The organism is Mucilaginibacter straminoryzae (genome assembly GCF_022953055.1).
Lineage (GTDB): Bacteria > Bacteroidota > Bacteroidia > Sphingobacteriales > Sphingobacteriaceae > Mucilaginibacter > Mucilaginibacter straminoryzae.
In genome coordinates, this window is record NZ_JALJEJ010000002.1 from 510,682 (window position 1) to 537,501 (window position 26,820).

Sequence of the window (26,820 nt, forward strand, 5' to 3'; positions counted from 1 at the left end):
GCTAACGTGCAGAAGTGTTATAATAAGTATAAGTTGAGATACTGACAGCACCCGAAAAAATTTGGGACGAGTTTTTCCTATCCCATTTGAATTGTTTGTTTTCATCAATTAGGTTTAATAAAAAGCGATTTTTTTATTGAATTCACCGGTCTGATTCCTGTTGGCCGACCGTTATTTTCCGAGAATTGGCGTTAAGTTAAAGTTTAATCATAGCTCATGAATTAGGGGCGTAGTTAGTTTTATTATAGACTTTAGTTAGTTCTGCTTTGAATGTTATTTAATTCCGGAAATAATTAGTTTCCTTCCATCTATCTGAACTTTTACCATCTCGGTTGCTCTTAAAATGTTAACTACACTGTTAATGTCAGCAAACCTGGAAATATTACCGCTGATCTTTTCATTTGTAATATTGCCTTCGTAATAAATGTCCACATCATACCATCGTGCGATAAGTTTCATAATAGCGCGAATGTCTTGACTGGCAAAAACGAACTCGTTATTTTTCCAGCCTATTGCTGCATAGATATTCGCAGCAGACTTCTCGATCCTGCCGTTATTTACAACCCCCTGCTGCCCTGGTACCAATAAAACCTTTTGATTGGCGGTTGACATGCTCACGCTTCCCTTTATCAACGTAGTTGTTTCGACATCATCATCTGGATAAGAACTTATATTAAATTCAGTTCCTAATACTTTTACCTCGTGCCCGGCAGTCTTTACAACAAAAGGGTGTTCTGCGTCATGAGCCACTTTGAAATATGCTTCTCCGGTTAAACTAACCTTCCGAATATCTGCAGTAGCTAAATTAGTTGAATAGGTAAGCGTAGAGGCCGCATCAAGCCAAACGGAAGAGCCGTCAGGAAGTTCAACTTTAAATGTTTCGCCTTTGGCAGTGCTGAGGGTATTGACCTGCGGAGTGGCAACCCCCGTATCTTTTACCTTGTAAACTAATTCGCCTTTTGCCGTCTTGCTGATAGTAACAGTAGATTCCTCTGCAAAAACGCCGTTCTGCAACGCCCTAAGTGCTATACGGTTACCATTTCCAAGTGTTAATGTTGCGCCGTATGTGCCAGGCAAAATTGTTTGCTTCTGCTTAGCAACTGCCGGTTGATTGTTACGCCGGGAGTTAACGTGCAGAAAAATGCCGCAAACAACTGCCAGCATAGCCGCAGCTGCTGTAATTTTATACCATAAATGTCTTTTTGCAACATAGCCGGATGCCGGTAGATTATGCCAGATCTCACGCCCGATCAATTCAATATCATCAGACCCAGGCATTTCCGGGTTATTAGCCGCCTGATAATTGAACCACGAATCAACCAGCCTGCATTCTGCTTCACTACATTTGCCTGCGTTGTATCGTTCAAGAAGATCTTTAGTAAAATTGGCTTCCTTTTCGGTCATCAGTAATTTGATTTCTACTGGTTTAACGACTAACCCGCCGCAAAGTCCCAGAGGAAATCAAAAAATTATTAAAAAAATATTAAATAGATATTAATAGAGTCTCCCAGCTTGTTCCGGAGCAGCTTTAATGCGCTGCTTAACTGATTTTTAACCGTCTTATTGGTAATACCAAGTTCATCTGCAATTTCCTGATTAGATTTATGATGTTTCCTGCTCATTTCAAACACCATTCGCATTTTTTCAGGTAGATGCTGTATTTCCTTTTCTACTTGGTCATAAAGTTCTTTTTGAATATAAAGCCGGTCGGGAGTGGTATGGTTAAGTTCAATAAAGTTATTTAAAGACTCCAGGTACTTATTCTCCACCTTGGAGCGTTTAACCATATCTAATATACGGTTTCTTGTTAAAGTATATAAATAAGCAGCCAGAGGGCCAGAAATATGATGATCATTTTTCTTCGCCCATAAAGTCGTAAATACCTCCTGTACTACATCCTTAGCTAAAACCTCATCCTGTAACATCTTACGTGAAAAGCGGAATAAAACTTGCCAGTAGCGTTCATATATATATTGGTACGCTTGTGCATTTCCCGCTTTAAAGGCGGATAACAATTCATCATCGCTCACGTTCGAAAGTGTTGACATGGATACCAATATAATATTATTGAAGTATATTAACTGCTATTTGTATTTTTTATTGAATTAGAAGTGTGATTTATGGTGTAAATTATAGAAATCAAGTTCAATAGTCTGTAAACATCCAAACAATCTGCATGCTTATTAAACTGTCGTCCCTTGAAGAGGAACTGTCATAATGGATCTTTGCCCCACTGTCAGCATGTATTTTACTTCTTGAATAATGAAAGGTCCATTAAGGTCAGCATCCGGTAATAAAGGGATGAAGGCGATCAGATCGAATTTCTTCTGATCATAGATTTTTGATGCAATGGTATATTGCCCTATTTAGGCGAAGCAATATTATTACTTTATTATTAGTTGACAGAAAACGTTCTATGTCGAAATACTACAACTGTTCCGTAGAATTAGCAAGTTCTCCTGCCTGCAATTACGACCATCAATCTTTTAAATGATTGTACAGTCCGTTATAATGAAGTAAAGCACTAGTCACTATTGTAATTGCCACGTTAAAAAATAGAAATTGCCATACAATTCTTTCTTGGTTTAATCACAATAAACATTAACTATAACTCTTATCAAATTGTAAATTTGAACAGTCAGTAGGTGAGCACCTAAGTAGCTACCTGAAATTTCGTTTTTTATATAAGAGTCTACAAATAAGCTATTTATACAATTGGGTTCGAATTCTGATGGAATCACTTGATTTACAACGAATAAAGCCGATCTTGTTAGGTCGGCTTTTCTTTTTCTCATACTTTTCTCACGCAAATAGCAACATTAGAAATATCTTTAGTTAGATAATGTAGCCAAAAATCCTCTACTGTCTTAACATTATCATTGTATCAAACGAAATGGATTTACGCCGCAATAGCTAGAAATGAAGGAAGACCTACCTGTAATCATCATAGTACAAGTTCTCTTTTTTTTGATCTTGACGTTCATTATCCGATATCGGCTCACGCGGCGACAGAGTGTAATTTTTTATAGCATCGTGATAGCTCTCTATCTTATAACTATTGGTGACTTAGTAAATGAATTCATCAACATGCCGCCTGTAGGAGAAGGAGGAACATGGTTCGTAATCGAAATGTATTCAATGATTGTTCCCGCAATATTAATAGGAGCGTCCCTAATAGTCTTTGTAACAAGTAACGTTTTAAGAAGTAGGAATTCAAGTAACATCAATTCGAAGAAGTGCGAACTACCTTTAACAGATAAGGTAAGTCCTTTGAATGATGAATAGGACAAAAATTTCTCCAACAAAACATCAGATGTTTAAAATAAACATCATATATTTGTGCCATAAAACAGAAAAGACATGGCTGCAAAAGAAAAATTGAGCGAAAAGGTGGTCAGGCAGATCAGGGAAGAAATTACCGCAGGGAATTTTAAGGTGAATGAGAAGATCCCTTCTGAGCCTGAACTAATGGAGCGTTATAGCGTTGGGCGGTCTACTATCCGCGAGGCCATCAAGTCATTGGCCGATTCGGGAATCTTACGGGTTCAGCAAGGCGCAGGCACTTTTGTGAATGCCTTTTCTGCACTGGAATCCATCGACCAGCGTCTTAAACGTGCCGACTTTGAGCACATCAATGCCGTACGTAAGCTGCTCGAAAACGAAATTGTAACGCTGGCGGCCGAGCATCAGTCAGAACAGCACCTCAAAGAAATTGAAGATTACCTACTGCAGCGTAAACAGGCTATTTTGAATGAACAAAGGCAGGCATGTATCGATGCCGACATCGCCTTTCACCTGGCCATTGCCCATGCATCGCTGAACCCGGTGCTGGCTGATCTATACCAGAGCTTTACCGTCATCATCCGCGACTTTTTCTCTAAGCGCGAAGCGCAGGGCATCGCCCATTTTGCCATGAGCCATTACCTGCACGAAGCGCTTTACAACGCCATCAAAAACAAGAACGTAGAACAGGCCCGACAGATCACCAAAGAAATACTGGACCATAATTATTAATACATCATGACTATACTTACATTTTCCATCATCGTACTGCTGGGTGCTTTTCTGGCAGGCCTGGTGGGCTCACTCACCGGCCTCGGCGGCGGTGTGGTGGTTATCCCCTTGCTTACACTGGTTTTCCATGTGGATATCAGGTACGCTATTGGCGCGGCTTTACTGGCCTCTATCGCTAACTCATCGGGTGCGGCCAGCGCTTATGTAAAAGAAGGTATCACCAATATCAGGCTGGGGATGTTCCTGGAAATTGCCACTACAGTCGGCGCGGTTGTCGGTGCCGTATTAGCGGCCTACACCCCTACCAATACCATCGCTATACTCTTCGGCGTCATCCTGCTGTTCTCTGCCGCCATGACCATCAGAAAAAAAAACCAGGAAGCTTTAACCGAAGGCAGCAAGCTGGCCGAAATCCTGAAGCTAAACAACAGCTACCCCACTAAAGACGGCGAGGTAGCCTATAAGTTAAAAAACGTAGGCGGCGGCTTTTCTATCATGACCATCGCGGGTGTCTTATCGGGATTGCTGGGTATCGGTTCCGGTGCGTTAAAGGTACTGGCGATGGATTCTACCATGCATATCCCTTTTAAAGTAAGTACCACTACCAGCAACTTCATGATCGGCGTTACCGCCGCGGCGAGTGCCGTTGTTTACCTGCAACGCGGTTATATGAATCCGGGCATTGCGTTCCCCGTAGTGCTTGGCGTATTAGGTGGCGCCTTTACAGGTTCTAAATTACTAACCCGGCTAGACCCCACACTTTTACGCTACATATTTTGCGCGGCGATTGTATTCGTAGCAGCAGAAATGATGTATAACGGAATCAACCATCAATTTTAATCATCAAAAAAGTTATGAAAAAGATATTATCAGAGAGTTTTTGGGCCGATCAGGACATCGAGCAGCTCATCGGTAAACTGTTACGTTATGGCGTGGTAACGGCCAGCACGATCGTGCTAATTGGCGGTATCCTGCTGCTGATCCAACATGGGCAGGGACAGGTTCCATCATACCACCGCTTCGCGGGTGAAAGTGATAGCTATACTACTTTTAAGGGCATCGTCAGCGGTGCAATTTCGTTACAGGCTAAAGGCATCATCCAGTTAGGGGTAATTGTACTTATCGCGACGCCAATTATGCGCATTGCATTTTCATTGGTCGGCTTTATCCTCGAAAAAGACAAAATGTACATTTTGATCACCTTAATTGTGCTTTGCGTAATGCTCTTCAGCACGATAGGTGGATTAAAGATCTGATTCATTACAACAAAAGAGGAGGCTAACCCTCACGAAGGCGCCTCCTCTTTTCACAAACGTATCAGTCAGAACTAGCGTATTGCCTATCTCGGTTCGTTATAAATTTGGAACTCTGCTATAGACGGTGCATTATCATACGTCTGGATAGCCATCCGTACTTTTTCACCCTTTACCGCCGGGAAGCGGTTAAGCTTCACACGGTTCAGATTCTCGCCTTCAAAAAGCACCTTCCAGGTGTTGTTGCTGAAGTATTCCAGCTTGTATTTTTTGATGTTGGGTTTATGCTCGAACACTACGACCGCATTAAAAGTCTGCGGTGTGCGGAAATCTACCTCATACCACGGATTTTTCACTTCCGGGTTTGATTGCCATGAAGAGTCGAAATCGTCATCATTGGCAAAATCCATAATGTTCATATCGTCGCTCCAGCTTGAATTTGCCGGTTGATGTTTCGCCAGGTTAGAAGCAATAATAGGTGCGCCGGTTGCTTTAAAGTCAGATTTCGAACCATCATTATTCCACAACGAGCCGATTGTTTTTAGGGCATCCAAGGCATTTTCGTCAAACAAACCATCACGGTTCGGCGCTACATTCAGGATAAAATTACAGTTGGCTTTATTCAAGGTCACCAAAGTTTCGTTCACCAGTTTCGCCGGATCTTTTACCGGGGTGGTGGGCATGTTTGTTTTCCAGAACCATGACGATTGCAGCGGCAAGCAAGCTAATGATGGCATTTGGTTAATATCTTTCGACATGCGTTGCCCGGCACCCATTTCATATGTTTTAATGTCGGTATAATACAGCCCGTCTTTCGGATACTTAGCCCCGTTCAGGTCCATCAGGATACAGTTCGGTTGCAGCGATTTTACCAACTGATAGATCTGCTGAAAAGGTATATCATCATAAGAAATACGCGACCATGGCGCATCCCAGCCGTCGATGATCAGAGCCTCAATCGGCCCGTAGTTTGTCAATAGTTCGGTCAGCTGCTTCTTCACCATTTCAATATGCCATGGCTTAATTTCATTCGGGCGAAGCTTGTGATGCGTATCCAGGATAGAATAGTAAAGCATCACTTTTAAACCATTTGCACGGAATGCGTTAACAAACTGCCTTACCACATCCTTTTTGTATGGGCTGTGCATAACGCTGTAATCGGTAGTTTTGGTATCCCAGATACAAAATCCGCTGTGGTGTTTGGTAGTTAAACAGCCGTAAGTCATATGGGCTGATTTTGCCGCCTTTGCCCATTGGTCTGCATTTAATTTAGTTGGATTGAATGCAGATGGCGAAGCCTCCGGGTCGGGCCAGTCCTGGTTAAAGTATGTCGGGATGTTAAAGTGAATGAACATACCGAATTTCAGATCCACGAAGGATTGCTGCAATTCATTCAGCGGCTTACCTCGCTTTTGCTGTGCGTGGCCCGAAATTGCCGTAACAACCAAAGCACAAGCAATAAATAGTGACCGTACGGTCGTGAAAAGTTTCATATAAACAATAATTGATAGATTTTATAGTTACCGGCCGGCAAATGCCGGCCGGATAGTTTTATTTCCACAATGGATTTTGCGTCAAAACACCTTTCGACGCGTCCACCGCTGATTGCGGGATAGGCCATTGGTAAAATTTCGCATTGTTGAAATAGCGCTGCTCGATCACCGTTTTTGGATACTTGTTAATCCGGCCGTTCGCCGTGCTGATATTGCTGATCCCCGCAGAAGCATCAACCGTATAGATAGGTCCCTGCATTACCTGCTCGCCAATTTTCCAACGTAACACATCAAAATAACGTAAGCCTTCGCCTGCCAGCTCGATACGGCGCTCGTGACGGATAAAATTACGCATATTCACCTGATTTACAGCCAAGCCGTTAACCGCAAAGGTTTGTGCAACTGTTGGCATGCCCGCCCTTGTACGGATCTGGTCTAAAGCCGCAATTACATCGGTACCCGGGCCGCTTACTTCGTTCTGCGCTTCGGCATAATTCAACAACACTTCGCCATAACGGAATGCCTTCCAGTTGTTGGTGCCCGAACGTACGTAATCATAACGATCCACATTCTTGCACCAGGAATATCCCGAGCGCGAACCAAGGTCGCCCCCGATGCGGTCGCCGGCATTATTGAAAGGATCATACTGATTAATGTTAGGAAAATAAGGATAAGCGTAGATATCGCCCGGGCATAACACGGTTTGCCGCAAGCGCGGATCGCGGTTATTATAAGGATCGGTAGCTACATAGCCCGGATCCTTCGTGTAAGGGTAATAACCGTTCTTACTTTCGTAATCGTTCACCAGTTCCGAAGTTGGGTCCATTATATTACGCCCATTCATCAGCGCCTGCGAACCAAGGATATCGCGTAAAGAATTTTGCTTTACGGAAAGTGTATAACCGAAAGACCAGATATCTTCTGACGAGTAATCGCCATCTTTCTGGAAGAAATTGAAATAATTCGCATACAGTTTATATACGCCCAGATCCATCACTGCCTTTGCAGCTGCAGCGGCATTGGTATAGTCTGCCGCGTACAAATAGATGCGTGCCTTCAACGCAAGTGCAGCACCTTTGGTAGCCCGGCCCTGGTCTGATCCAGAATAACTTAACGGCAGATCAGCGGCAGCTTCGTCCAGCCATTGGATTTCCTGTTTCTGAATATCTGCTTTAGGTGTTTTAGGAATATCAGCGGCATTAGGGTCAGTAATCAGCGAAGTTACCAACGGCACGTCCCCGTATAGGGTGGTCATGATAAAGTAGCGATATGCCAGCACAAACTTTACCTCGGCGATCAGGCGTTTCTTCAGCGCGGGGTCCATATCCGGCACTTTATCTACGTTGGCAAAAAAACTGAAGGCCTGACGCATAGGCGCATAGCTCCATTCCTTACCGCTGATGGTCGGGTCTTGCGTACTGTTTCCGAAACGACGCGTGGTTGGGTCGTTACTGATCCCGTTATCGCTCATGCCCTCGTAATAAACAAAGTTGTCTTGCGGCATATAGGTATACATCCGCGTAGCGAACATGGTGGCATCGTCAGCAGACTGCCAGTAGGTATCATCCGTGATCTGGTTAAGCGGATGTTCGTCAAGCAAGTCTTTTTTACAGCCGCCGAGCATAACCAACGCGATCAGAAGCCCGGCAAATATTGATATATGATTTTTTTGCTTTTTCATGATTTCATTTTTGCATTAAGCAGCTTTGTTTTAAAAGGTGACATTTAGGCCAAGGCTAAGGTTACGTACCTGCGGATAGTTGGATCCGTCGCCGTAATTGGCAATCTCCGGATCAAGGCTTTTCGGAAAGTTCTTACTGGTGATCAGGAACAGGTTATCCCCTGCCACAAAAAACCTAGCAGAGCTGATTCCCAGTTTCTTAACAAAAGCATTGGAGAACGTATAGCCTAACTGAGCATTCTTAAAACGCGTGTATGCAGCCTTAAATAACCACCAGCTATTGAACTGCCCGTTATTGATGGACTGATCTGTGCGCAATATCGGGTAGCGGGCATTAGGGTTTGAGGGCGACCAGTAATCCAGTTGAGATTGTAAGATGTTGCCATCTCCGTTAAAGAAGAACGGCACCTGCGCACCGCCGCTTACCCTTAGCAGGTTACTGAACACACCTTGCAACAGCACGGATGCGTCAAAGCCTTTATAGCTGGCAGAAAGGCTGACACCATAACGATAATGCGGCGTAGCCTGACCTAACAGCACGCGATCATCCGGAGTGATCTTTCCATCACCGTTTACGTCTTTGAACTTAATATCGCCGGGGATATTCCTGGGATCTTGGGTGGCATGACTGGCAATATCCTGGGTAGACTGGAATAAACCTTCGGCCTGCAAACCGTACCACACCCATCTGGATTGCCCCACAATAAGGGGATTATCGCCATAGCTTGGCCCGGTACCGCCAAGATCAAGAATTTTATTACGTGAATCTGAGAAGTTAACCGCAGCCTTGTAGGCTAATTTGCCAATATTGTTACGGTATGCCAGGTTGATCTCAAAGCCTTGGTTTTGTAGTTTACCCACGTTTTGTTGTGGCGCGCCGATACCATAGGTACTTGGAACCGATGGCGAACGTAGTATACCAGTTGTTTTATCACGGAAAATATCTACGTTCAGGTCCAGGTTCTTTAATAAGGTAAGGTCGAGGCCCAGGTTGATGGTTGTTTTCACCTCCCAGGTTAAGTTAGGGTTTGGTGAGTTATTATAGTAAGTGGTGGTATACGCCGCTTTATTGAGCACATAAGTACTTTGTGCAATGGTGTTTGCCCAGGGATAAAGCCCGCTGGCATTCTGGTTACCCACCTGCCCAACGGAGGCCCGCAGCTTCAGGAAGGTGATGATATTTGCCGCAGGTTTAAGAAATTCCTCTTCGGAAGCAATCCAGCCAAGAGATGCGGATGGAAAGAAGCCGTATTTTTTATTTTTGAAAACAGAAGTACCGTCATACCTCGCGTTGGCTTCGAGCAGGTACTTGCCATTGTAATTATAATTTACACGGCCAAACCATGAACGAATAGCATAGGAGGTAGCGTTACCGGATACATTGGTAAGTGTAGGGTCTGATGAACCGGCATCAACCTGATCCAAAGAATTATTTAAAAATCCGTAACGGCTAATGCTGTTAAAATCATACCTGTCCTGCTCTTGTGAATAACCTGCCAAAACTTTTACGCCATGTTTCCCAAAGGCCTGGGTATAGTTCAGGGTAACTAACGCTGTCGGGTGAACTTGTGAGTAATTGGCCTTGTAAACGCTGTTGGGGTTATTGTTATACGTCACAATTTGCTCATCATCATTATACAGCAGATACTTGTTATAAAAAGCAGAGGTAAAGCTATTAGTGTAATTATAGCCATAAGTACCGTTCAAAACCAGGTTATCCAGTATCTTAAACTCTGCCAGGAAGTTGGTATTGATGGTGTTGAGTGTTTCATTCTGTATGCCGCCCTTGGTCATGATGTCATTAGGCTGCGCGCCGCCGCGGTAGCTGCGGTCATGCCCGGCTTTGGTATAAGGGTACTCAGTCACTGGTACGATATACGACCATTGCAGGGCGTTACCAATGCCGTATGAAGGTTGCTCTTTATCCTCTTTGGTTAAAATTGAATTGATACCCAGTTTCAGTCTTTTCGAAACCTGTACATTAACATTGGCGCGAGTGCTGTAACGCTTATAGTCGACATTCTTGATCAGACCGCCCTGGTCCAAATAACCGGCAGATACGTAATAATCAGTATTTTTAGAACCACCGGTAATACTCAGGTTTTGCTGATTTTGCAGCGCCTGGTTATCTAAAATGTAAGGCAGCCAGTTGGTGCTCGGCAATTCGCCGCTTTTGTATTTAGCTACCAGATCCGGCGTAAACTTCACCTGTGTAGACGGATTGTCATTTCGTTGTGCCTGGTTATACAGGTCTACAAATTGTGGTGCATCTACAAACTTAGGCAACCTCGCAGGGCGCTGAAAACCAAACATGGTATTATACTGGATTACGGTCTTGCTGTTCAGCTTACCTTTTTTAGTAGTTACCAGTACTACACCGCCAGACGCACGGGCACCGTAGATGGCCGTTGCTGAAGCATCTTTCAGGATACTTACCGATTCGATATCCGCCGGGTTCAGGTAATCTATCCCGTTAACGGCCATACCGTCCACGATAAACAACACGGGGTTATTAGATAACGTACTGTTACCACGAATATCTACCTGGGTGGAACCATAACCGGGGTTGGCGTCTGTCTGCTGAATATTCAAACCTGCTGCCTGCCCCTGTAAGATGTTTAGTACAGATGGTACTGCCCTGTTCTCGATATCCTTGCCTGCTACTGTGGCTACTGAACTGGTTACATTTGCTTTCTGCTGGGTACCATAGCCAATCACCACCACTTCACTCAAACTGGACGACATCTGCATCAGGGTAGCAGAAATTTCTTTATGGTTGGCGTCAACCTGGATGGTCTTCTCAAAACGGCTTAGGCCTATCATCGTTACTACCAGGGTGTAATTACCCTCGGGTACACGCTGGAAGGTAAATTCGCCATTGGTGTCAGAAATACCACCTTTTTCAAACGCAGTACCTTTTAAGCTAATGGTGGCACCGGGCAGGGGCTGCCCTTTTTCGTCCACTACTTTCAAATGAAGATCAACAGCTGCGAATACCGATTTGATCTTATCGAACCATGACATCTCCTTATGCCTGACCACAATTGAATTACTGGAAATAGAATAAGTTAAGGGCAATTTATCAAACAGCTGATCCAAAGCTGCATTAACCGGCGCATCCGTTACCCGGAATGTTGTTTTTATCCGGGCGATTTCACTGTTCTCTTCCCAAAAAAAACGATAGCCGGTTTCTTTCTGAAGCTGTTTAAAAACTTTTGTAAGCGGTTCGTTCTTCACGTTTAATGTTACAAGCTGGCCGTAGCTTTTTGCCGATACCTGTAAACATGTGATGGCTACCAACGCGATAATCATTTTCATTACCATCAAAAATTTAAGTACAGTACGCCGCCTGGTATTAGCAGGCACTGCACGCAAGTTTAAATTCATACCTTTGTACGTTTGGGTAAATGGTGATACATTAATTTCTTTTTCAATCATCGGCCTGTGCCGATCTGTTAAAGGAGAATCCAGACATGCCGGGGATGGGTTCCAATCACGCCCCGGCTTTTTTGTTCCCCCTTTTTTTTCGAAGAGCAGTTAGGTTATTGTTCTATTTCCATAGGCTACTAAGGGTTATATATTTTATCAATTCGTTATAGATTTACGGGATCAGCACCAGTCGTTTGCGCTCTTTACCGTCCGATGGGTTTTCAATTCTAAAGTGTACATCACCTAACTCCAACACTTTCAATACCTGTCTTAACGTGTAAGAACGGTCTATCTCGCCTGAAAAGAACCGATGCTGAACCTGCCCCTGGTAAACCACATCTACATTATACCAGCGTGCCAGTTGCTGCATTAATGGCCGAAGTTCTGTATGGTCGAAAGAAAATACCCCATCTTTCCAGCTTGCCGCATCTTCTGCATTCACAGGTTTAACATTTAACAGTCCGCCTTTATCCTCGGCCTGTTCGCCAGGCTTTATTATTTTTGTATCTGCTCCGGCGGCCAACGCTGAAACTTTTACAGAACCTTCTAACAAGGTGGTTTTCTGGGTAGCTTCATCAGTGTAAGCAGCAATATTAAAATGGGTACCCAGCACCTCTACTTTATCTTTAAGGGTAGTTACCTCGAACGGGTGAGCCCGGTCTTTTGCAACCTCAAAGTATCCTTCGCCGTTGAGGTTCACCTCTCGCTTATGTTTTGATAGGCCTGCCGGATACGTTAATGAAGACATGGCATTAAGCCACACCTTCGACCCATCTGCGAGCACTACCAAAAACTGGCCGCCAGCCGGGGTGGAAAGCACATTTCGTTCAGTTATCACTGAATTAGCCGCATTCAGGCGGTAGGAGATCATCCCCTTGCTATTTTTGATGATCTGATAACCATTTCCTGTATAAACCACCCCCACTTTTGCGCTACCAACGTCAATTCGTTTACCAGTACCGAGTGTCAGCACAGCAGTTTGCGAACCGGGCATGGCATCCGGTTGGGAATGGATAATTGTGGCTATTCGTTTGGTGGTAAGGATGAGCAGCAATGGAATCAGTACCAGTAACGTAATTGCCATACGGCCTTTGGAGAACCGCTTTTGGTTACTCATCTCATCAGCAGGAGCTTTAGCAGCCTTGCGGATATTAGACAGCATACGATCCCTGGTAGCCGCAAGTTTTGCTTTTGGCAACTGAGGAGTAAGTTTAGGATCGTGCTCGAAAGAAGCATACCACTCATCCAGCTCAAATTTTTCAGCCGGGGTAGCAGTGCCATGCTCTATCTTTTCAAGCAGTTCTAAAAGTCTTCTTTCTGCCGGGTTCATCAGGTGTTTTATACCTAAGTACCGTGAAAGACAGAAAGGTGCTATCCGCTATTAAATTTTTTTTATCTTTTTGTTACCTCTTGTTTAAATCCTGCCAAAAAGACAAACAAGAATAACCAGAAATGGGAAGTGATCTTCACTCAGATCATTTTTAAGTGCGCTTAACGCACGGGTAAGATGCTTTTTTACGGTACTAAGGGAGATGCCCATTCTTTCAGCAATTTCCTTTTGCGACAAATGCTCGAAACGACTCAGCATAAACACCTCGCGGCATTTCTCCGGCAATTTATTGGCCACCTGCTTCACCTTTTCCCTTATTTCTTTCAGCGTCATTGCTTCATCAGGTGTCAGCGGGGCGATCTGGTTACTTTGAATTACCTCGCTAAGGTGCGACAGGTGAATTAAATGGGCGCGGTAGCTTTTATATACCTGGTATTTAAGTGCGGTTTTTAACCAGCCTTCCAGTGTAGAGGTAATCACCAGCTCGTGCCTTCGCAAAAAAAGGCTGAGCAAAACTTCCTGTACAATCTCTTCGGCAGCCTCTTTAGATTTGATTCGTTGAAAAGCGGTATCCAGCAACTGTTTCCAGTAACGATGGTAAATTTCTTCAAAAGCGGCATGGTCATCCCGGTCGCGCATATAGCCGAGCAGCATATGATCTGTAAAAACCGGCAGTTGATACTTACGCATTGAAACCTCTCTCTGACCTCTCCTACTGAAGAAATTGCTATTGCCATGCATATATAGCATGAACACGAAAGATCTAAAGATAAATTAAACCTTTCGTGTTGTTCAAAAATAACAGATAAAATTTATCAGGAATCAATAACCCTTATATTTTTTCAAAGAACCGTTTTGCCTCGCGCTGATGCTGTCTGCCCAATCAGTCCAGCAGTTCGCTCATGTGTTTATAGCTCGATTTTACTGTATCTAATACCTCGGTGAACTTTCCGCCCAACATCAGTTTGGTCATAGATAAGGTCATGCCTTTAATCATGTCAAATTCTATCTTTGGCGGCATAGCCAATGCATTGGGGTTTGTGAACACGTTTACCAATACCGGTCCGTCATAGTCAAACGCCTGGTGTAAGCCGCTTTCAAGTTGGTCAGGATCATTGATGGTAATGCCTTTAATTCCCATCGCCTGGGCAATCAGGGTAAAATCAGGGTTCTCCATATCAGTTTCAGAATCCGGCAATCCACTTACTTCCATTTCCAGCTTCACCATACCCAAAGAGCGATTGTTAAAAACGATCACTTTCACCGGTAACTTATACTGTTTCATAGTGGCCAGATCGCCTAGCAGCATAGAAATACCGCCATCGCCGCACATTGCCACTACCTGCCTGCCCGGGCAGGCGAAAGCTGCACCTATGGCATGCGGCATGGCGTTAGCCATAGAACCATGGCTGAATGAACCCAGCATTGCACGCTTACCAGTGGCCTGGATATATCTTGCCCCCCATACACAACACATACCTGTATCTACTGTAAATACGGCGTCGTCAGTGGCCAGCTTATTTAAACAAGCAGCAACTGCTTCGGGTTGAATGGCATTTAGACTGCCCTTGTCTTCCACATAAATATTCAGGTGTTCTTTAACCTTACCGTAAACATGCAGCTGCGCTTTTAAAAAACTATCGTCCTGCTTATTGTTAATTAACGGCAACAGTGCATCAAGCGTGGTTTTGATATCGCCGTGTAGGCCTAAATCCAACTTCGCACGACGGCCTAATCGCTCTGGCTGAAGATCAACCTGGATGATCTTTTTATCGGTAGGCATAAACGGTACGTAAGGGAAGTCGGTACCTAGAAGGATGATCAAATCACTTTCGTGCATACTGTGATATGCGGATGGCAACCCAAGCAAGCCCGTCATACCTACTTCATTCGGATTGTCATACTGGATACCCATTTTTCCACGGAAAGAGTATCCAACCGGTGCTTTAATTAATTGCGACAGTTGTACAACCTGGTCATGCGCTTCTGCCGCACCGATACCGCAATAGATACTTACCTTTTGGTAGCGGTTGATCAGCGTAGCCATTTCTTGGATGTCCTGATCAGAAGGGCGGATAAGCGCTTTAGAGAAGTAATTTTTATTCGCCGAAATATTTTCTACAGCATCCATCGCGCTGACATCGCCGGGCAAACCCAGGATGGCAACTCCCCTGCGCTGTACCGCATGCTGAATGGCTGCCTGCGTCATTCTTGGTAATTGTGCCGGGGTAGCCGCAATCTGATTGTAATGACTGCAATCGTCAAAGAGCTTGATGATATTTGTTTCCTGGAAATAGCTGCTTCCAAATTCTACCGTTGCACAAGTGGAAGCAATAGCCAACACCGGCACATTAGACCGGTGAGCATCGTACAAACCATTGATTAAATGGATATGGCCCGGGCCGCTGCTTCCTGCACAACATGCCAACCCGCCAAGTTCTGCCTCTGCGGCGGCTGCATAGGCACCCGCTTCTTCGTGTCTGACGTGTACCCAACTAATATGCGGATTTCTTCGTACCGCATCGTTTAATTCATTTAAGCTATCTCCGGTAACTGCATAAACGCGTTTTATTCCTGCATTTACCAACATTTCAACTAATTGTTCGGCTACTTTCTTTGACATATCGCTGCATTGATTTGCATCAGGTCAAGCAAAATCCGAACAAATAAATAAGCTACTGATAATCAAAAACTTGAAAAGCATCAGTCGGTTTTACTATTACGATATTTCGTGATTTTTCGAAACGAAAAGGTGAATATTACGCGCGCGCTACAAACTGCGGGAAATTAACCTCTACCACAGTTCCGGCACTGGAGTAAATCTTAAATTCTCCGGCTAATTGCCCGGCAAGTCCAGCCATCAGGTTCACCCCTAACGATATGCAATTCAGGATATCAAAATCGGCAGGTAACCCTTCTCCGTTGTCTCTTATTTCTAATGCGTACCAATCTGCGGTACGCGCTTTTAGTGATATGGATATTTGCGGATGGAGGGTATTCCCGAACGCGTATTTAATACTATTGGTGATGGCTTCGTTTAAAATAAGGCCGATAGGTACAGATTGGGCCGTGTCTAAATAAACGTCAATCACATCGATGCTAAACATTATGCCGAGGTCTACCTGGAAAGAATCGCAAATACTCTGGACAAGCTCTTTCACATACAGGTTGAAATGAACCCGGGCCAGATCATTTGATTGGTACAACTTCTGATGAACAATGGAAATAGCCTGCATCCGGTTCTGGCTATCCCTGATCGCTGCCTGGGCTTCTGAATTTTCAAGATAAACAGCCTGGGTATTCAACAAGCTCGAGACAATCTGCAGGTTATTCTTCACGCGGTGATGGATCTCTTTGATCAGCCATTCTTTATCAATCAGCAGCTGATTCAATTGCAAATTCTGCTCGTTGATTTCCTGCTGCTGTTGCTGCAGTTTTCTGTTGCTCCGCTGCTTTGCCTGGTATAAATAAACCATCAGGCCTAAAATTAACAGGCAGGCCACGAGTACTATACCGATCAACCTTTTTTCCAGTGCGCTTTTCTCCAGCGCTCCCTGCTGCAAGTTATTACTGTTCCGCAATTGTAGATTTTCGCGGTCACGCTCGGCGGTGGCATACTGCAACTGCAACTGCTGTGTTTGCCGTAACCTGTTCCGATTATAGATAGAATCACTGATACTTCTTGAACTCGCAAAATCCTTTATCGCTGCCAGGTAGTTTCCACTGGCAGAATCTACCTTAAACTTACACAGATAAAGTAAGGCCATATCCGATGACCTGATCAACCCTTTTTCTGCTTCAAAAGCCTTTTCTACGTACGGCGCCGCTTTACTAAACTCTTTTATCGAAATATAGAATGCTGCCTGGTTCTGATAAGCCTGGTAATACTCATAATCTTTTACACCACGGTTTTCAAGGTTTCGAACAATGCTCAGGTTATAAATCTCGGCACTATCCATTTTTCCTAAAGCAGCATAACAACGGGCACGAAGCTGCGGGATCAGAAACAAACGGTTAGCATCATACTTAAAGATCCGGTCTGCACTATCCAGCGTTTTTAAAACCTGCCTGGCTTTTCCTTTTGAAATAAGTTCGTTTGCTATGGCACTGTAAGCGGTATACGGGAAGCTCGTACTGGTCCGGATAGCTGCTGCCTGCCATTTACGGTACCACATTAAGCTTTGCCTTTTTAAACCAAGCCCTTCACATAATTGTGTCAAACGGTTATAAAAAGCGGTAATGGCGAACTCGGTTCCTGTTTTCTCTGCCGTTTCAACAGTGTGTACGGCGTACAACATTGCTGTTTCTATATTTCCTTTAGTCAGGGCAGTAGCAGCCAGAAGATCATACGTAAATTGTAAGTTTTGATAGCCGATGGTTTTATATTTCTTTAATACTTCCTTAAGTTCATTCTCTGCCGTATCCAACTTGCCCAACCGTAAATGGTAGTCTGCTATCTCCTTTAGGCAATAAATTTCCAATTCATATTCTTTAACCGCCCTTGCCCTCGATAAGGTTTTATATAAGTAGGCAGGATCATTAAAATTATATCTATCGGTAATTGCCCTCATCTTCATTAACTGTAACTCAACGCGGGTATGACCATATCGTCTACATTCGGCGATGATCTTATCACAATAGCTATTCCATTCATTCCGGCTACCTTGCTGCTTCTCAACTAAAAGCACGTATATAAAGGCACGACTAATCAGCGCGGTATTGGGCATGTGATATTTTTCGGCGTAATGTATCGCCGCAGAAAAATGAGTTTCGGCATCGTTCATATCCTCCTTATCTTCCCCTGGTTTTTCAAGGTAATATCGTCCGAGAAGAAAATTAAGATCGCAGAAAAGCTTACCCGAAGCACGTTTAATCATGTCTTTTACTACTTCAGGCTTGTCCTGCCGTAGAAATGCCCTTGCCCTTAGCTCCTCTGCACCTTCTAACCCCTCCTGAAAATTACTCTCCTCGCTAAAGTTTTGTGCTGCGGAAACGTAGTGCAGCGCAGAGTCTATCATGGCTTTCCGCGGTGCTTTATTGGTGATATAAAAACTTCCAATTGCCAGGGCGGCTTCCGCCTTCTGCTTTTCATTTTTTGCTTTTGCTAACGCCGTATAAAGTTCAACTAAAGAATGTTTTAGGTCTATCTGTCCCAAAGCAATGCTACTTTGCAGCAAGCAAAAGCATATTGTAAACACCTTAAACAGGTGTATGGCAGAATAATTTTTGCGTTTTTGGCGAGCCATTAATTACTTGCCCGGCATTTAAGGGGCTTAACTACTAAATATTGGAAAATAAAGCAACAAATCGCAAACCGTTTTAAAAACAGCTAACCGTCAATGTTTTGCACGGTTTTCAATAAGAAAAGAATGACGCTATTTCGTTAAATTACGAGGTATGCTAAGAAATGGACGAAATCATGAGCTTAAGCGCCTGTTCGGGTAAAGAAGAGTATTTTAAAATTCATCAGGCGGTAAGTAGCTAACGCCTGATGAAATATATCGCTAAATGATACAAGCTTAATGCTTCTTCAGCAGAGCGGCGGCAGCTTTGTCTACCAGCCAGGTAATATCACCGCTTTCGGGGTGAAGCAGTTGAGACGGATACAACTCAACGTTTGGTTCCCCTTCTAACACTTCATATAGCGCATTGGCTTTATTATCACCATAAAGCATTACTACAATGTGTTTAGCTTTATTAATCAGCGGAGCGGTAAGCGTTATCCGGTACATGCTCTGCGGAGCCAGATAGTAAGCATCTACCAACTTTGTCTGCTCATGCAATACAGGCTGGTGAGGGAACAACGAAGCCGTATGGCCGTCGGGCCCCATGCCCAACAAAATCAGATCGAATTTCAGCGATTCGCCCAATTCTTTTTTCACCATCTGCTCATAATCCGCAGCATATTCTTCCGGGCTTTTCCCGTCTGCCCACATATAAAAGATATTTTCTTTAGGGACAGGAACCTTGCTCAGCAAGGTACGCTTAGCCATTTTTGCATTGCTCTGGTCGTCGTCCAGCGGTACCCAGCGTTCATCGCCCCAAAATACATGTACCTTACTCCAGTCAACCTTATCGCGATAAGCAGGCGTTGCCAGTAAGTCGTATAATTTTTCGGGTGAACTGCCGCCTGTAAGTGCGACAGTGAATTTACCATGTACTTCAACGGCTTCTGCGGCAAGCTTTACAAACAGCTCTGCGGCTTCTTTACTCAGCTGCAATTGATCTTCCAATACTTTAACCATGGCGTTCAATTATTTCTTTTGTTGGGTGAATGCCCAGGTATGGCCCTGACGAGCAATAAGCGCTTCAGCAGTTTCTGGTCCCCAGGTACCTGCATTGTAATTTGGAAAATCCAGCGAATCTCTGGATGCCCAGGCTTCCTGTATCGGTGTAATGACCTTCCATGCTTCCTCTACCTGGTCGCTTCGCATAAACAGGGTGGCATCGCCAACCATGGCATCCAGCAGAAGGGTTTCGTAAGCTTCGGGCGCATCTTTTCCGCTGGCATAATCGAATACCATTTCCGCAGGGTTCAGATCCATTTCCAAACCTGGCTTTTTGGCGATAAAACGCAGCCTGATATCCATTTGCGGCTGGATATTAATTGTCAGTCTGTTGGGGGATAAGCTATCCACCTGCGAACCTGCAAAAGTAGAATGCGGCACCGGCCTGAACTGTATGGTGATAGACGAAGTTTTTTCCTGCATGCGTTTTCCTGTACGCAGGTAGAACGGTACATCCTGCCAGCGCCAGTTATCGATGTAAAACTTCACGGCTGCAAAGGTTTCTGTATTTGAATGCGGATCTACGCCCTGCTCTTCCCGGTAGCCCGGAACTTTCTCGCCCTGCATCCACCCGCCGCCATATTGACCGCGGACAGCGTTGAAATGTACCTCATCCTGTCTGATGCGATGTACCGCACGCAATACATCGATCTTACGGTTACGGATCTCCTCAGCCTCGAATGATACCGGGGGTTCCATGGCGATCATACATACCAACTGCAACAAGTGGTTCTGGATCATGTCCTTCAACGCACCGGCACCTTCGTAATAACCGCCGCGCTCTTCAACACCAACCTGCTCTGCAACGGTAATCTGCACATAATCAATAAAATTACGATTCCAGATAGGCTCAAATAAGTTATTGGCGAAACGGAAGGCAAGGATATTTTGTACGGTTTCTTTACCCAGGTAATGATCTATACGGTAAATCTGCTTTTCGTTGAACTTACAGGTGAGCAGCTTATTCAGTTCGATAGCGCTCTCAGTATCATGTCCGAAAGGCTTTTCAACCACCAGGCGGTCTTTGTCTGGGTCTGAAGCTAAACCGCTTTCAGATAAGTGCGTAGTAACCGCACCGATCAACTGTGGCGCGATTGACATGTAAAACAAACGGTTGGCCCTTGCCCCCCATTCTTTATCTATAGCATCCAGTTTTTCTGCAAGCTCTTTATAAGAAGCTGCATCATCTATATTAGATACAAAGTAGGAAATAGACTTTTTAAAAATTCCCCACTTATCTTTTTCTGGTTTTCCGCTTCTTGAAAAGTTGCTTAACCCTTCGTGCAGGCGTTCCTGAAAATCTTCGTCTGTTAGTTTGGTACGCCCCAGGCCAAAAATGGCAAACTGGTCAGACATCCAACCGTCTTTAAAAAGATTATAAAAAGCGGGGATCAGTTTCCTTTTCGCCAGATCGCCCGTACCACCAAATATAACGATGATCGTAGGTGGGGCTTTTTTTTGTGTTTTCATCACGTTCTATTTTTTGTAGAGGCTAATAATTTTAATCCCATTGGGTATGGAAAACACCTTCGCGGTCTGTCCGTTCGTAGGTATGTGCACCGAAATAGTCGCGCTGGGCCTGCACCAGGTTAGTCGGCAGCTTGGCAGTACGGTAAGCATCGAAATAGGCTAACGCCGTCATGAACGCAGAAGCTGAAATGCCTTTATCTACGGCAAACTTCACGGTAAAACGCGCAGCTTCCTGGGTATCCAATAAGGTAGCGGCGATTTTATCGTCCAGCATGATATTCGGTAATTCAGGATTTTTGATGAACGCCTGCATAAAATCCTCCAGCGAAGTAGACCGGATGATACAACCACCCCGCCAGATTTTAGCCACCTCTGCCAGGTTCAACCCGTATTGATATTCTTTAGAAGCCAGTTGCAGTTGCGACAAGCCTTGCGCATAGATGGTAAGCATGGCAAAGTGATATGCCTTTTTAATGTGCTGGATCAGGTGACCATGTTCATCACTTTCATTAGCCGAACCATCCCAGGTTAACTTTTCCGAAGCCTGAACACGCTCTGCTTTGTATTTAGAAAGATCGCGCATGGCTACTGCAGCATCAATCACCGGTATCGGCGCCTGTATATCCATCGCATTTTGCGAAGTCCATTTACCGGTACCTTTCGCACGTGCTACGTCTGATATCACCTCAACCAGGCGTTCGCCGGTTTCGTCATCCACTTTTTTCAGCACAATGCCGGTGATCTCCAAAAGGAAGGATTTCAGCTCACCTTCATTCCATGATTGAAAGATCTGCTGCAATTGATCTTCCTTGTAGTTCAGGCCACGTTTTAGCAGGTCATAAACTTCTGAGATCAGCTGCATAATACCATACTCGATACCATTGTGCACCATTTTAACGTAGTGCCCTGCAGAACCAGTACCCATATAGGTCACACAAGGCTCGCCATTTACTTTAGCTGCCACTGATTCGAATATAGGGCGAAGCCTTTCGTAAGCATCGCGGTCGCCACCCGGCATCATACTTGGTCCGCGGCGTGCACCTTCTTCACCACCGGATACACCCATGCCAAAGAAGTGGATACCTTTCTCATTCAGCTCGTTAAAACGGCGATCTGTATCGTGAAAAAACGAGTTACCGCCATCGACAATGATATCGCCTTTTTCCAGCAATGGAACCAGGCTGGCGATAGCGCCGTCGACAGGTTTGCCGGCAGGAACCAATAACATAATTGCACGCGGTGTTTTAAGCATGCTCACAAACTCTTGTGCAGAGCCGGTGCCTTTTACAACTTGTTTATCTGTAGCTTCGGTATGTAATGCGTCAACTTTGCCCTGGTCCAGGTCCAGACCGGCAACAGCATAGCCATGATCGGCTATATTAAAAAGCAGGTTGCGGCCCATAACGCCCAGACCTACCATACCAAAATCATATTGCTCCATATTTTCGAAATTTAATTGTTCAAAGTATTTATTATTCAGGTTGAAGAAACGGTGAAATTAAAATTTTTAAGCTGTTCGCGGGTAGTTTCCAACCCGGTGTGGTGAATCGTATTGATTCCCATAGCAGCGGCCTGTTCAGTGTACACCTTACGGTCATCGATATACAAGGCCTCTTCAGGTTTGGCCTGCATGATGCTCAGCGCCAACTGATAGATCTTAGGATCTGGCTTGCGCAGATTCACGTAACAGGAAGAAACAAAAACATCAATGAACGAAGACAAACCGCAGGTTTTGATGCGATGTTCATTCAGCTCTAAGGGTTCATTATTTACTGTAGCGATCGGAACGCGGTATTGCTGTTTCAAAGCTTTCATAAAGGCGATCATGTCTTCCAACGGTTTTGACTCGCCCAGCATAAAATCTTTAAATTCCTGACGCCCGAAGGTTCTTTCCTGGTGGAAGATAACCAGGTCGAGATATTGATCGAGCGACATTTTGCCCGACTCATACGCGTCGAATACGTTTTTATGCCGCTGGTTCAATTCATCAAAATCAAGGGAGAAATGCGCAGCGGCCTTTTCCCTCGATTTTGTTTCCCAGCCATCCGTCAGCAATACGCCGCCGATGTCCAGCAACAGCAACTTGATAGACTGCGGCATTATTACTGGCTAACTTGTTTAGATTTTTCGCCAATCACCTTCATCAGGCTATCAAAAGGTTTCACAAATTTCTGGATACCTTCTTCCTCCAACTTTTTGGTAACATCCAGCAAACGAATACCAACTACGTCTTCTAACATATAAAGTTCGTAGCGTGCCTCTTCCAGACCCTCTTCCAAGCGTGAGGCCGGGTTACCGTTTTCGCGATAAGCATTCAAGGTATCTTTCGGCAGAGTGTTCACGGTATCAGGGCCGATCAATGCTTCAATATACATTAGCTCAAGGTAGTCTTTATTTTTCACACTGGTACTTGCCCAAAGCAACCGCTGTGGTTTAGCGCCTTTAGCTTGCAAAGCCTTAAAACGTTCTGAACCAAATACCTCTTTATAAATGGCATAGGCATCGCGCGCGCTTGCGATTGCGATTTTACCTTTTAGCTTTTTCGCTGCATTTGCCTTTTCTGGGTCATCCTGTGCTATTTTATCCAGCATGGGATCTATCATGGTGTCTATCCGACTAAGGAAGAAGCTGGCCACAGAAGCCACTTTATCTACGGGCAAACCTTTGGCAGCGCGTTCTTCTAACCCATCTACATAGGTTTCCGCTACAGCGCGGTACCTTTCCAGGCCGAACAACAGGGTTACATTGATGTTAATACCCTCACTGATCAGTTGCTTGATGGCAGGTAAACCAGGTTCGGTACCAGGGATTTTAATCATTACGTTTTTACGGTCAAGCGTTTCCCATGATGATCTGGCTTCTTTGATAGAGCGTTCAGTATCCAGCGCCAAACCAGGTGATACTTCCAGGCTGACGTAACCATCCAGTCCGTCGGTTTCTTCGTAAACACCTTTAAAAAGATCTGCTGCTGTTTGTACATCTTCTATCGCAATTTTAAGGAAAGCTTCCTCTGGCGATAGATTTTGGTGGCTTAACTCGGCGAGTGTATCGTCGTAATCATTACTGTGTGCAATAGCTTCTTCAAAAATGGCCGGGTTAGAGGTAACACCTCTCAGGCCGTCTTCGTCTATCAGTTTTTTTAGTTCACCACCTTTGGTGAAAGAACGCCTGATATAATCGAGCCAAATGCTCTGCCCGAAATCGGGAATACGTGCTAATGGATTTTTCACGACTTTATGTATTTATGTTCAATTGCTAAAACTTTATCTAACCGGCGCTGAAACCTTTCGCCGCCGTCATAACTGGCTTTAAGGTAAGCCTGGATGATTTCCCACATCAGTACGAGGCCAATCACACGCCCGCCGAGGCAAAGCAAGTTCATATCATCATGTTCTACACCCTGGTGTGCCGAATAAGTTTCTGTGATGAGCGACGCCCTTACACCCGGCATTTTATTCGCCGCTACAGACACGCCTACCCCGCTGCCGCATACGGCAATGCCCCGTTCTACTTCGCCTTTGGCGATAGCCTCGCCTAAAGGAATTACAACGTCCGGATAATCATCAGTCGGTTCGTAAGTAAAAGCGCCGTAGTCTTTTACATCATAGCCAGCCTCCTGAAGCATTTTAAGCAGCTGCTGCTTGGGTTCGAAACCGGCATGGTCTGCTACTATACCTATTTTCATGACTGCTTATTTATTCAATATTTCTTTAGCCTTTTTAACCACGTTTTCTGTAGTAAAGCCAAAGTGGGCCAGTACCGCGTTGCCTTCGCCCGAATCGCCAAAGCTATCGATACCGATAATAGCGCCTTCGTCTGTAATAAACTTGTACCACGGCAAGGTAACCCCCGCTTCAACAGCTAAACGTTTGCGCACGTTAGGCAATAACACTTCGTTACGGTAGCTTTCTTCCTGCTGCATAAACAGCTCCATAGAAGGCATACTTACCACACGGGCATTGATACCTTCTGCCGCCAACTGATCCTGCGCTTCGAGCACCAAATGAACCTCCGAACCGGTTGCCATCAGGATAATATCAGGCGTGCCGCCTTTTGCTTCACTTAGCACATAAGCGCCTTTCCAGGTGTTGGTAGCAGGAGCATATTTTTCCTGATCGATCACCGGCAGTTTCTGGCGCGACAAGATCAGTGCAACAGGGCCATGTAAACGCCCCAGCGCTATTTTCCACGCCTCTACTGTTTCGTAAGCATCAGCAGGGCGAACAACAGTTAAATTCGGTGTAAGGCGTAATGAAGTTACCTGCTCTACCGGTTGGTGGGTAGGGCCGTCCTCGCCTAGGGCGATACTATCGTGGGTGAACACAAAAGTAACCGGCGCATGGGTTAATGCGCTTAAGCGGATAGAACCGCGCATATAGTCAGAGAAGGTAAGGAACGTTCCACCATAAGGGCGAACGCCGCCATAGGAAGCCATACCATTTAGAATAGCGCCCATACCATGTTCGCGCACACCGAACCAAAGGTTACGGCCACCATAATTACCCGGCTGGAAACTATCTGAACCATCTTTACCCGGTGTTTCGGTCGAACTGGCTAAATCTGCCGAGCCACCTAACAGCCACGGAATATTTGCACGCAATGCTTTAAGCGCTTCGCCCGAAGCTTGGCGTGTAGCCAACTGGTCGCCTACTTTAAATGTTGGCAGGTTAGCGTCCCATCCTTCCGGTAATTTACCATCCTGGCCGGTGGAGAAGTTCTGCGCCAATTCCGGATATTTTTGCTGATAGCTTGCAAACTGCCCTTTCCATTCTTCGTGCAGCTTTGTGCCTTTATCAATAGCTTCAGCAGCATGTTCTTTTACGCCATCCGGAATAAAGAAAGTTTTTTCAGGATCCCATCCGAAGAATTCCTTTGTTTTTTTCAGGTTTTCTTCGCCTAATGCACTACCGTGTACTTTATTGGTGCCTTGCTGCGGGCTGCCGTAACCGATAATGGTTTTAACGGATATCAGTGTAGGTTTTTCCTTTTCCTGCTGGGCTTCTAAAATTGCTTTTTCGATCGCAAGCAGGTCATTTCCGTCTTCTACAGTCAGCGTTTGCCAGCCATAAGCACGGAAGCGTTCTGCAACATCTTCGGTAAAAGCTAAATCTGTCGGGCCATCCAGCGAAATCTTATTATCATCATACAGATAGATCAGCTTACCCAGTTTCAAATGTCCGGCTAAGGAAGCGGCCTCTGAAGCTACACCTTCCATCAGGTCGCCGTCGCTTACGATGCCATAAATGTAATTGTCTATGAGATCCGCACCTTCCTGGTTATACTTGGCGCCCAGAAATGCTTCTGCCATTGCCATACCAACACCATTACCAAAACCCTGACCAAGCGGCCCTGTGGTTACCTCGACGCCCGGTGTATGGGTAGATTCCGGGTGACCAGGCGTTTTTGAACCCAACTGGCGGAACTGCTTTAACTGGTCCATCGGCAGGTCGTAACCGTACACATGCAACAACGCGTACAATAATGCAGAACCATGACCGGCTGATAACACAAATCTATCGCGGTTTGGCCATTTAGGCTCTTTAGAGTCAAAACGTAAAAATCGTTGCCATACCACATAGGCCATTGGGGCAGCCCCTAACGGCAGGCCGGGGTGGCCTGAGTTTGCTTTTTGCACCATGTCGGTTGCCAGGAACCGAAGGGTATTTACGGTCAGTTTTTCGATGTCAGATGATTGGGTAGTAGACATATTTATTTTATTTAAATGATCCTGTAAGGGTATCGTTTGTTTGTTCAACTCCTTAATAAAGAACTTGTTTTTCAAGATTCGGAGTATTTCCCCACAAATCCGTCAACCCCTTGTCATAGTTACTCGTCACCCGAAAATACCGTGCCAGCATGTTCA

Annotated in this window: 19 protein-coding genes; 3 read left to right on the forward strand and 16 right to left on the reverse strand. The window is 44.9% G+C overall.

Annotated elements, in window-relative coordinates; translation table 11 throughout:
* Positions 1–273: 273 nt before the first annotated feature.
* Entirely contained in the window at positions 274–1,404 is a 1,131-nt protein-coding gene (locus MUY27_RS05805) for a FecR family protein (protein ID WP_245129041.1), read from the reverse strand.
* A 68-nt stretch (positions 1,405–1,472) separates the two neighbouring features.
* Positions 1,473–2,048: an RNA polymerase sigma factor gene (locus MUY27_RS05810; RefSeq protein WP_245129042.1), complete on the reverse strand. Its 576-nt coding sequence runs from the start codon at positions 2,046–2,048 to the stop codon at positions 1,473–1,475.
* A 1,312-nt stretch (positions 2,049–3,360) separates the two neighbouring features.
* Here MUY27_RS05810 and MUY27_RS05815 point away from each other — a divergent pair.
* From MUY27_RS05815 to MUY27_RS05825, 3 genes are read left to right on the forward strand one after another with little or no spacing between them, the layout of a single operon-like run.
* Positions 3,361–4,014, forward strand: a complete 654-nt coding sequence (locus MUY27_RS05815) for a FadR/GntR family transcriptional regulator (protein WP_245129043.1) — start codon at positions 3,361–3,363, stop codon at positions 4,012–4,014.
* Positions 4,015–4,020: 6 nt separating this feature from the next.
* Entirely contained in the window at positions 4,021–4,854 is an 834-nt protein-coding gene (locus MUY27_RS05820) for a sulfite exporter TauE/SafE family protein (protein WP_245129044.1), read from the forward strand.
* Between the two features lie 14 nt (positions 4,855–4,868).
* Positions 4,869–5,270, forward strand: a complete 402-nt coding sequence (locus tag MUY27_RS05825) for a DUF1634 domain-containing protein (protein WP_245129045.1) — start codon at positions 4,869–4,871, stop codon at positions 5,268–5,270.
* Positions 5,271–5,353: 83 nt separating this feature from the next.
* Here MUY27_RS05825 and MUY27_RS05830 read toward each other — a convergent pair whose 3' ends face one another.
* The 14 genes from MUY27_RS05830 to tkt form a co-directional block, all read right to left on the reverse strand.
* The gene (locus MUY27_RS05830; RefSeq protein WP_245129046.1) at positions 5,354–6,760 is read right to left on the reverse strand and encodes an alpha-L-fucosidase; all 1,407 of its coding nucleotides are present in this window, start codon (positions 6,758–6,760) and stop codon (positions 5,354–5,356) included.
* Positions 6,761–6,818: 58 nt separating this feature from the next.
* Positions 6,819–8,441, reverse strand: a complete 1,623-nt coding sequence (locus MUY27_RS05835; RefSeq protein WP_245129047.1) for a RagB/SusD family nutrient uptake outer membrane protein — start codon at positions 8,439–8,441, stop codon at positions 6,819–6,821.
* Between the two features lie 30 nt (positions 8,442–8,471).
* Positions 8,472–11,759 carry a TonB-dependent receptor gene (locus MUY27_RS05840; RefSeq protein WP_245129048.1) on the reverse strand — a complete coding sequence of 1,096 codons (3,288 nt, stop codon included), beginning with the start codon at positions 11,757–11,759 and terminating at the stop codon, positions 8,472–8,474.
* Positions 11,760–12,042: 283 nt separating this feature from the next.
* The gene (locus MUY27_RS05845) at positions 12,043–13,200 is read right to left on the reverse strand and encodes a FecR family protein (protein WP_245129049.1); all 1,158 of its coding nucleotides are present in this window, start codon (positions 13,198–13,200) and stop codon (positions 12,043–12,045) included.
* Positions 13,201–13,284: 84 nt separating this feature from the next.
* Entirely contained in the window at positions 13,285–13,890 is a 606-nt protein-coding gene (locus MUY27_RS05850) for an RNA polymerase sigma factor (RefSeq protein ID WP_245129050.1), read from the reverse strand.
* Positions 13,891–14,083: 193 nt separating this feature from the next.
* Positions 14,084–15,823 carry a thiamine pyrophosphate-dependent enzyme gene (locus tag MUY27_RS05855; RefSeq protein ID WP_245129051.1) on the reverse strand — a complete coding sequence of 580 codons (1,740 nt, stop codon included), beginning with the start codon at positions 15,821–15,823 and terminating at the stop codon, positions 14,084–14,086.
* Between the two features lie 136 nt (positions 15,824–15,959).
* Positions 15,960–18,356, reverse strand: coding sequence for a sensor histidine kinase (locus MUY27_RS05860; protein ID WP_245129052.1), 2,397 nt, complete (start codon positions 18,354–18,356; stop codon positions 15,960–15,962).
* Positions 18,357–18,719: 363 nt separating this feature from the next.
* A complete protein-coding gene (gene pgl, locus MUY27_RS05865) occupies positions 18,720–19,445 on the reverse strand; it encodes a 6-phosphogluconolactonase (RefSeq protein ID WP_245129053.1) in 726 nt (241 codons plus the stop codon).
* A gap of 9 nt (positions 19,446–19,454) precedes the next feature.
* Positions 19,455–20,957 (reverse strand): glucose-6-phosphate dehydrogenase, encoded by a 1,503-nt coding sequence (zwf, locus tag MUY27_RS05870; RefSeq protein WP_245129054.1) that lies wholly within the window; start codon positions 20,955–20,957, stop codon positions 19,455–19,457.
* A gap of 31 nt (positions 20,958–20,988) precedes the next feature.
* Positions 20,989–22,398: an NADP-dependent phosphogluconate dehydrogenase gene (gene gndA / locus MUY27_RS05875; RefSeq protein ID WP_245129055.1), complete on the reverse strand. Its 1,410-nt coding sequence runs from the start codon at positions 22,396–22,398 to the stop codon at positions 20,989–20,991.
* Positions 22,399–22,433: 35 nt separating this feature from the next.
* Positions 22,434–23,057: an HAD family hydrolase gene (locus tag MUY27_RS05880; RefSeq protein WP_245129056.1), complete on the reverse strand. Its 624-nt coding sequence runs from the start codon at positions 23,055–23,057 to the stop codon at positions 22,434–22,436.
* A gap of 2 nt (positions 23,058–23,059) precedes the next feature.
* Entirely contained in the window at positions 23,060–24,187 is a 1,128-nt protein-coding gene (gene tal / locus MUY27_RS05885) for a transaldolase (RefSeq protein WP_245129057.1), read from the reverse strand.
* Positions 24,184–24,642 carry an RpiB/LacA/LacB family sugar-phosphate isomerase gene (locus tag MUY27_RS05890; RefSeq protein ID WP_245129058.1) on the reverse strand — a complete coding sequence of 153 codons (459 nt, stop codon included), beginning with the start codon at positions 24,640–24,642 and terminating at the stop codon, positions 24,184–24,186. The genes tal and MUY27_RS05890 overlap by 4 nt, the downstream gene beginning before the upstream one ends.
* 6 nt (positions 24,643–24,648) lie before the next feature.
* Entirely contained in the window at positions 24,649–26,664 is a 2,016-nt protein-coding gene (tkt, locus tag MUY27_RS05895) for a transketolase (protein WP_245129059.1), read from the reverse strand.
* Positions 26,665–26,820 lie beyond the last annotated feature (156 nt).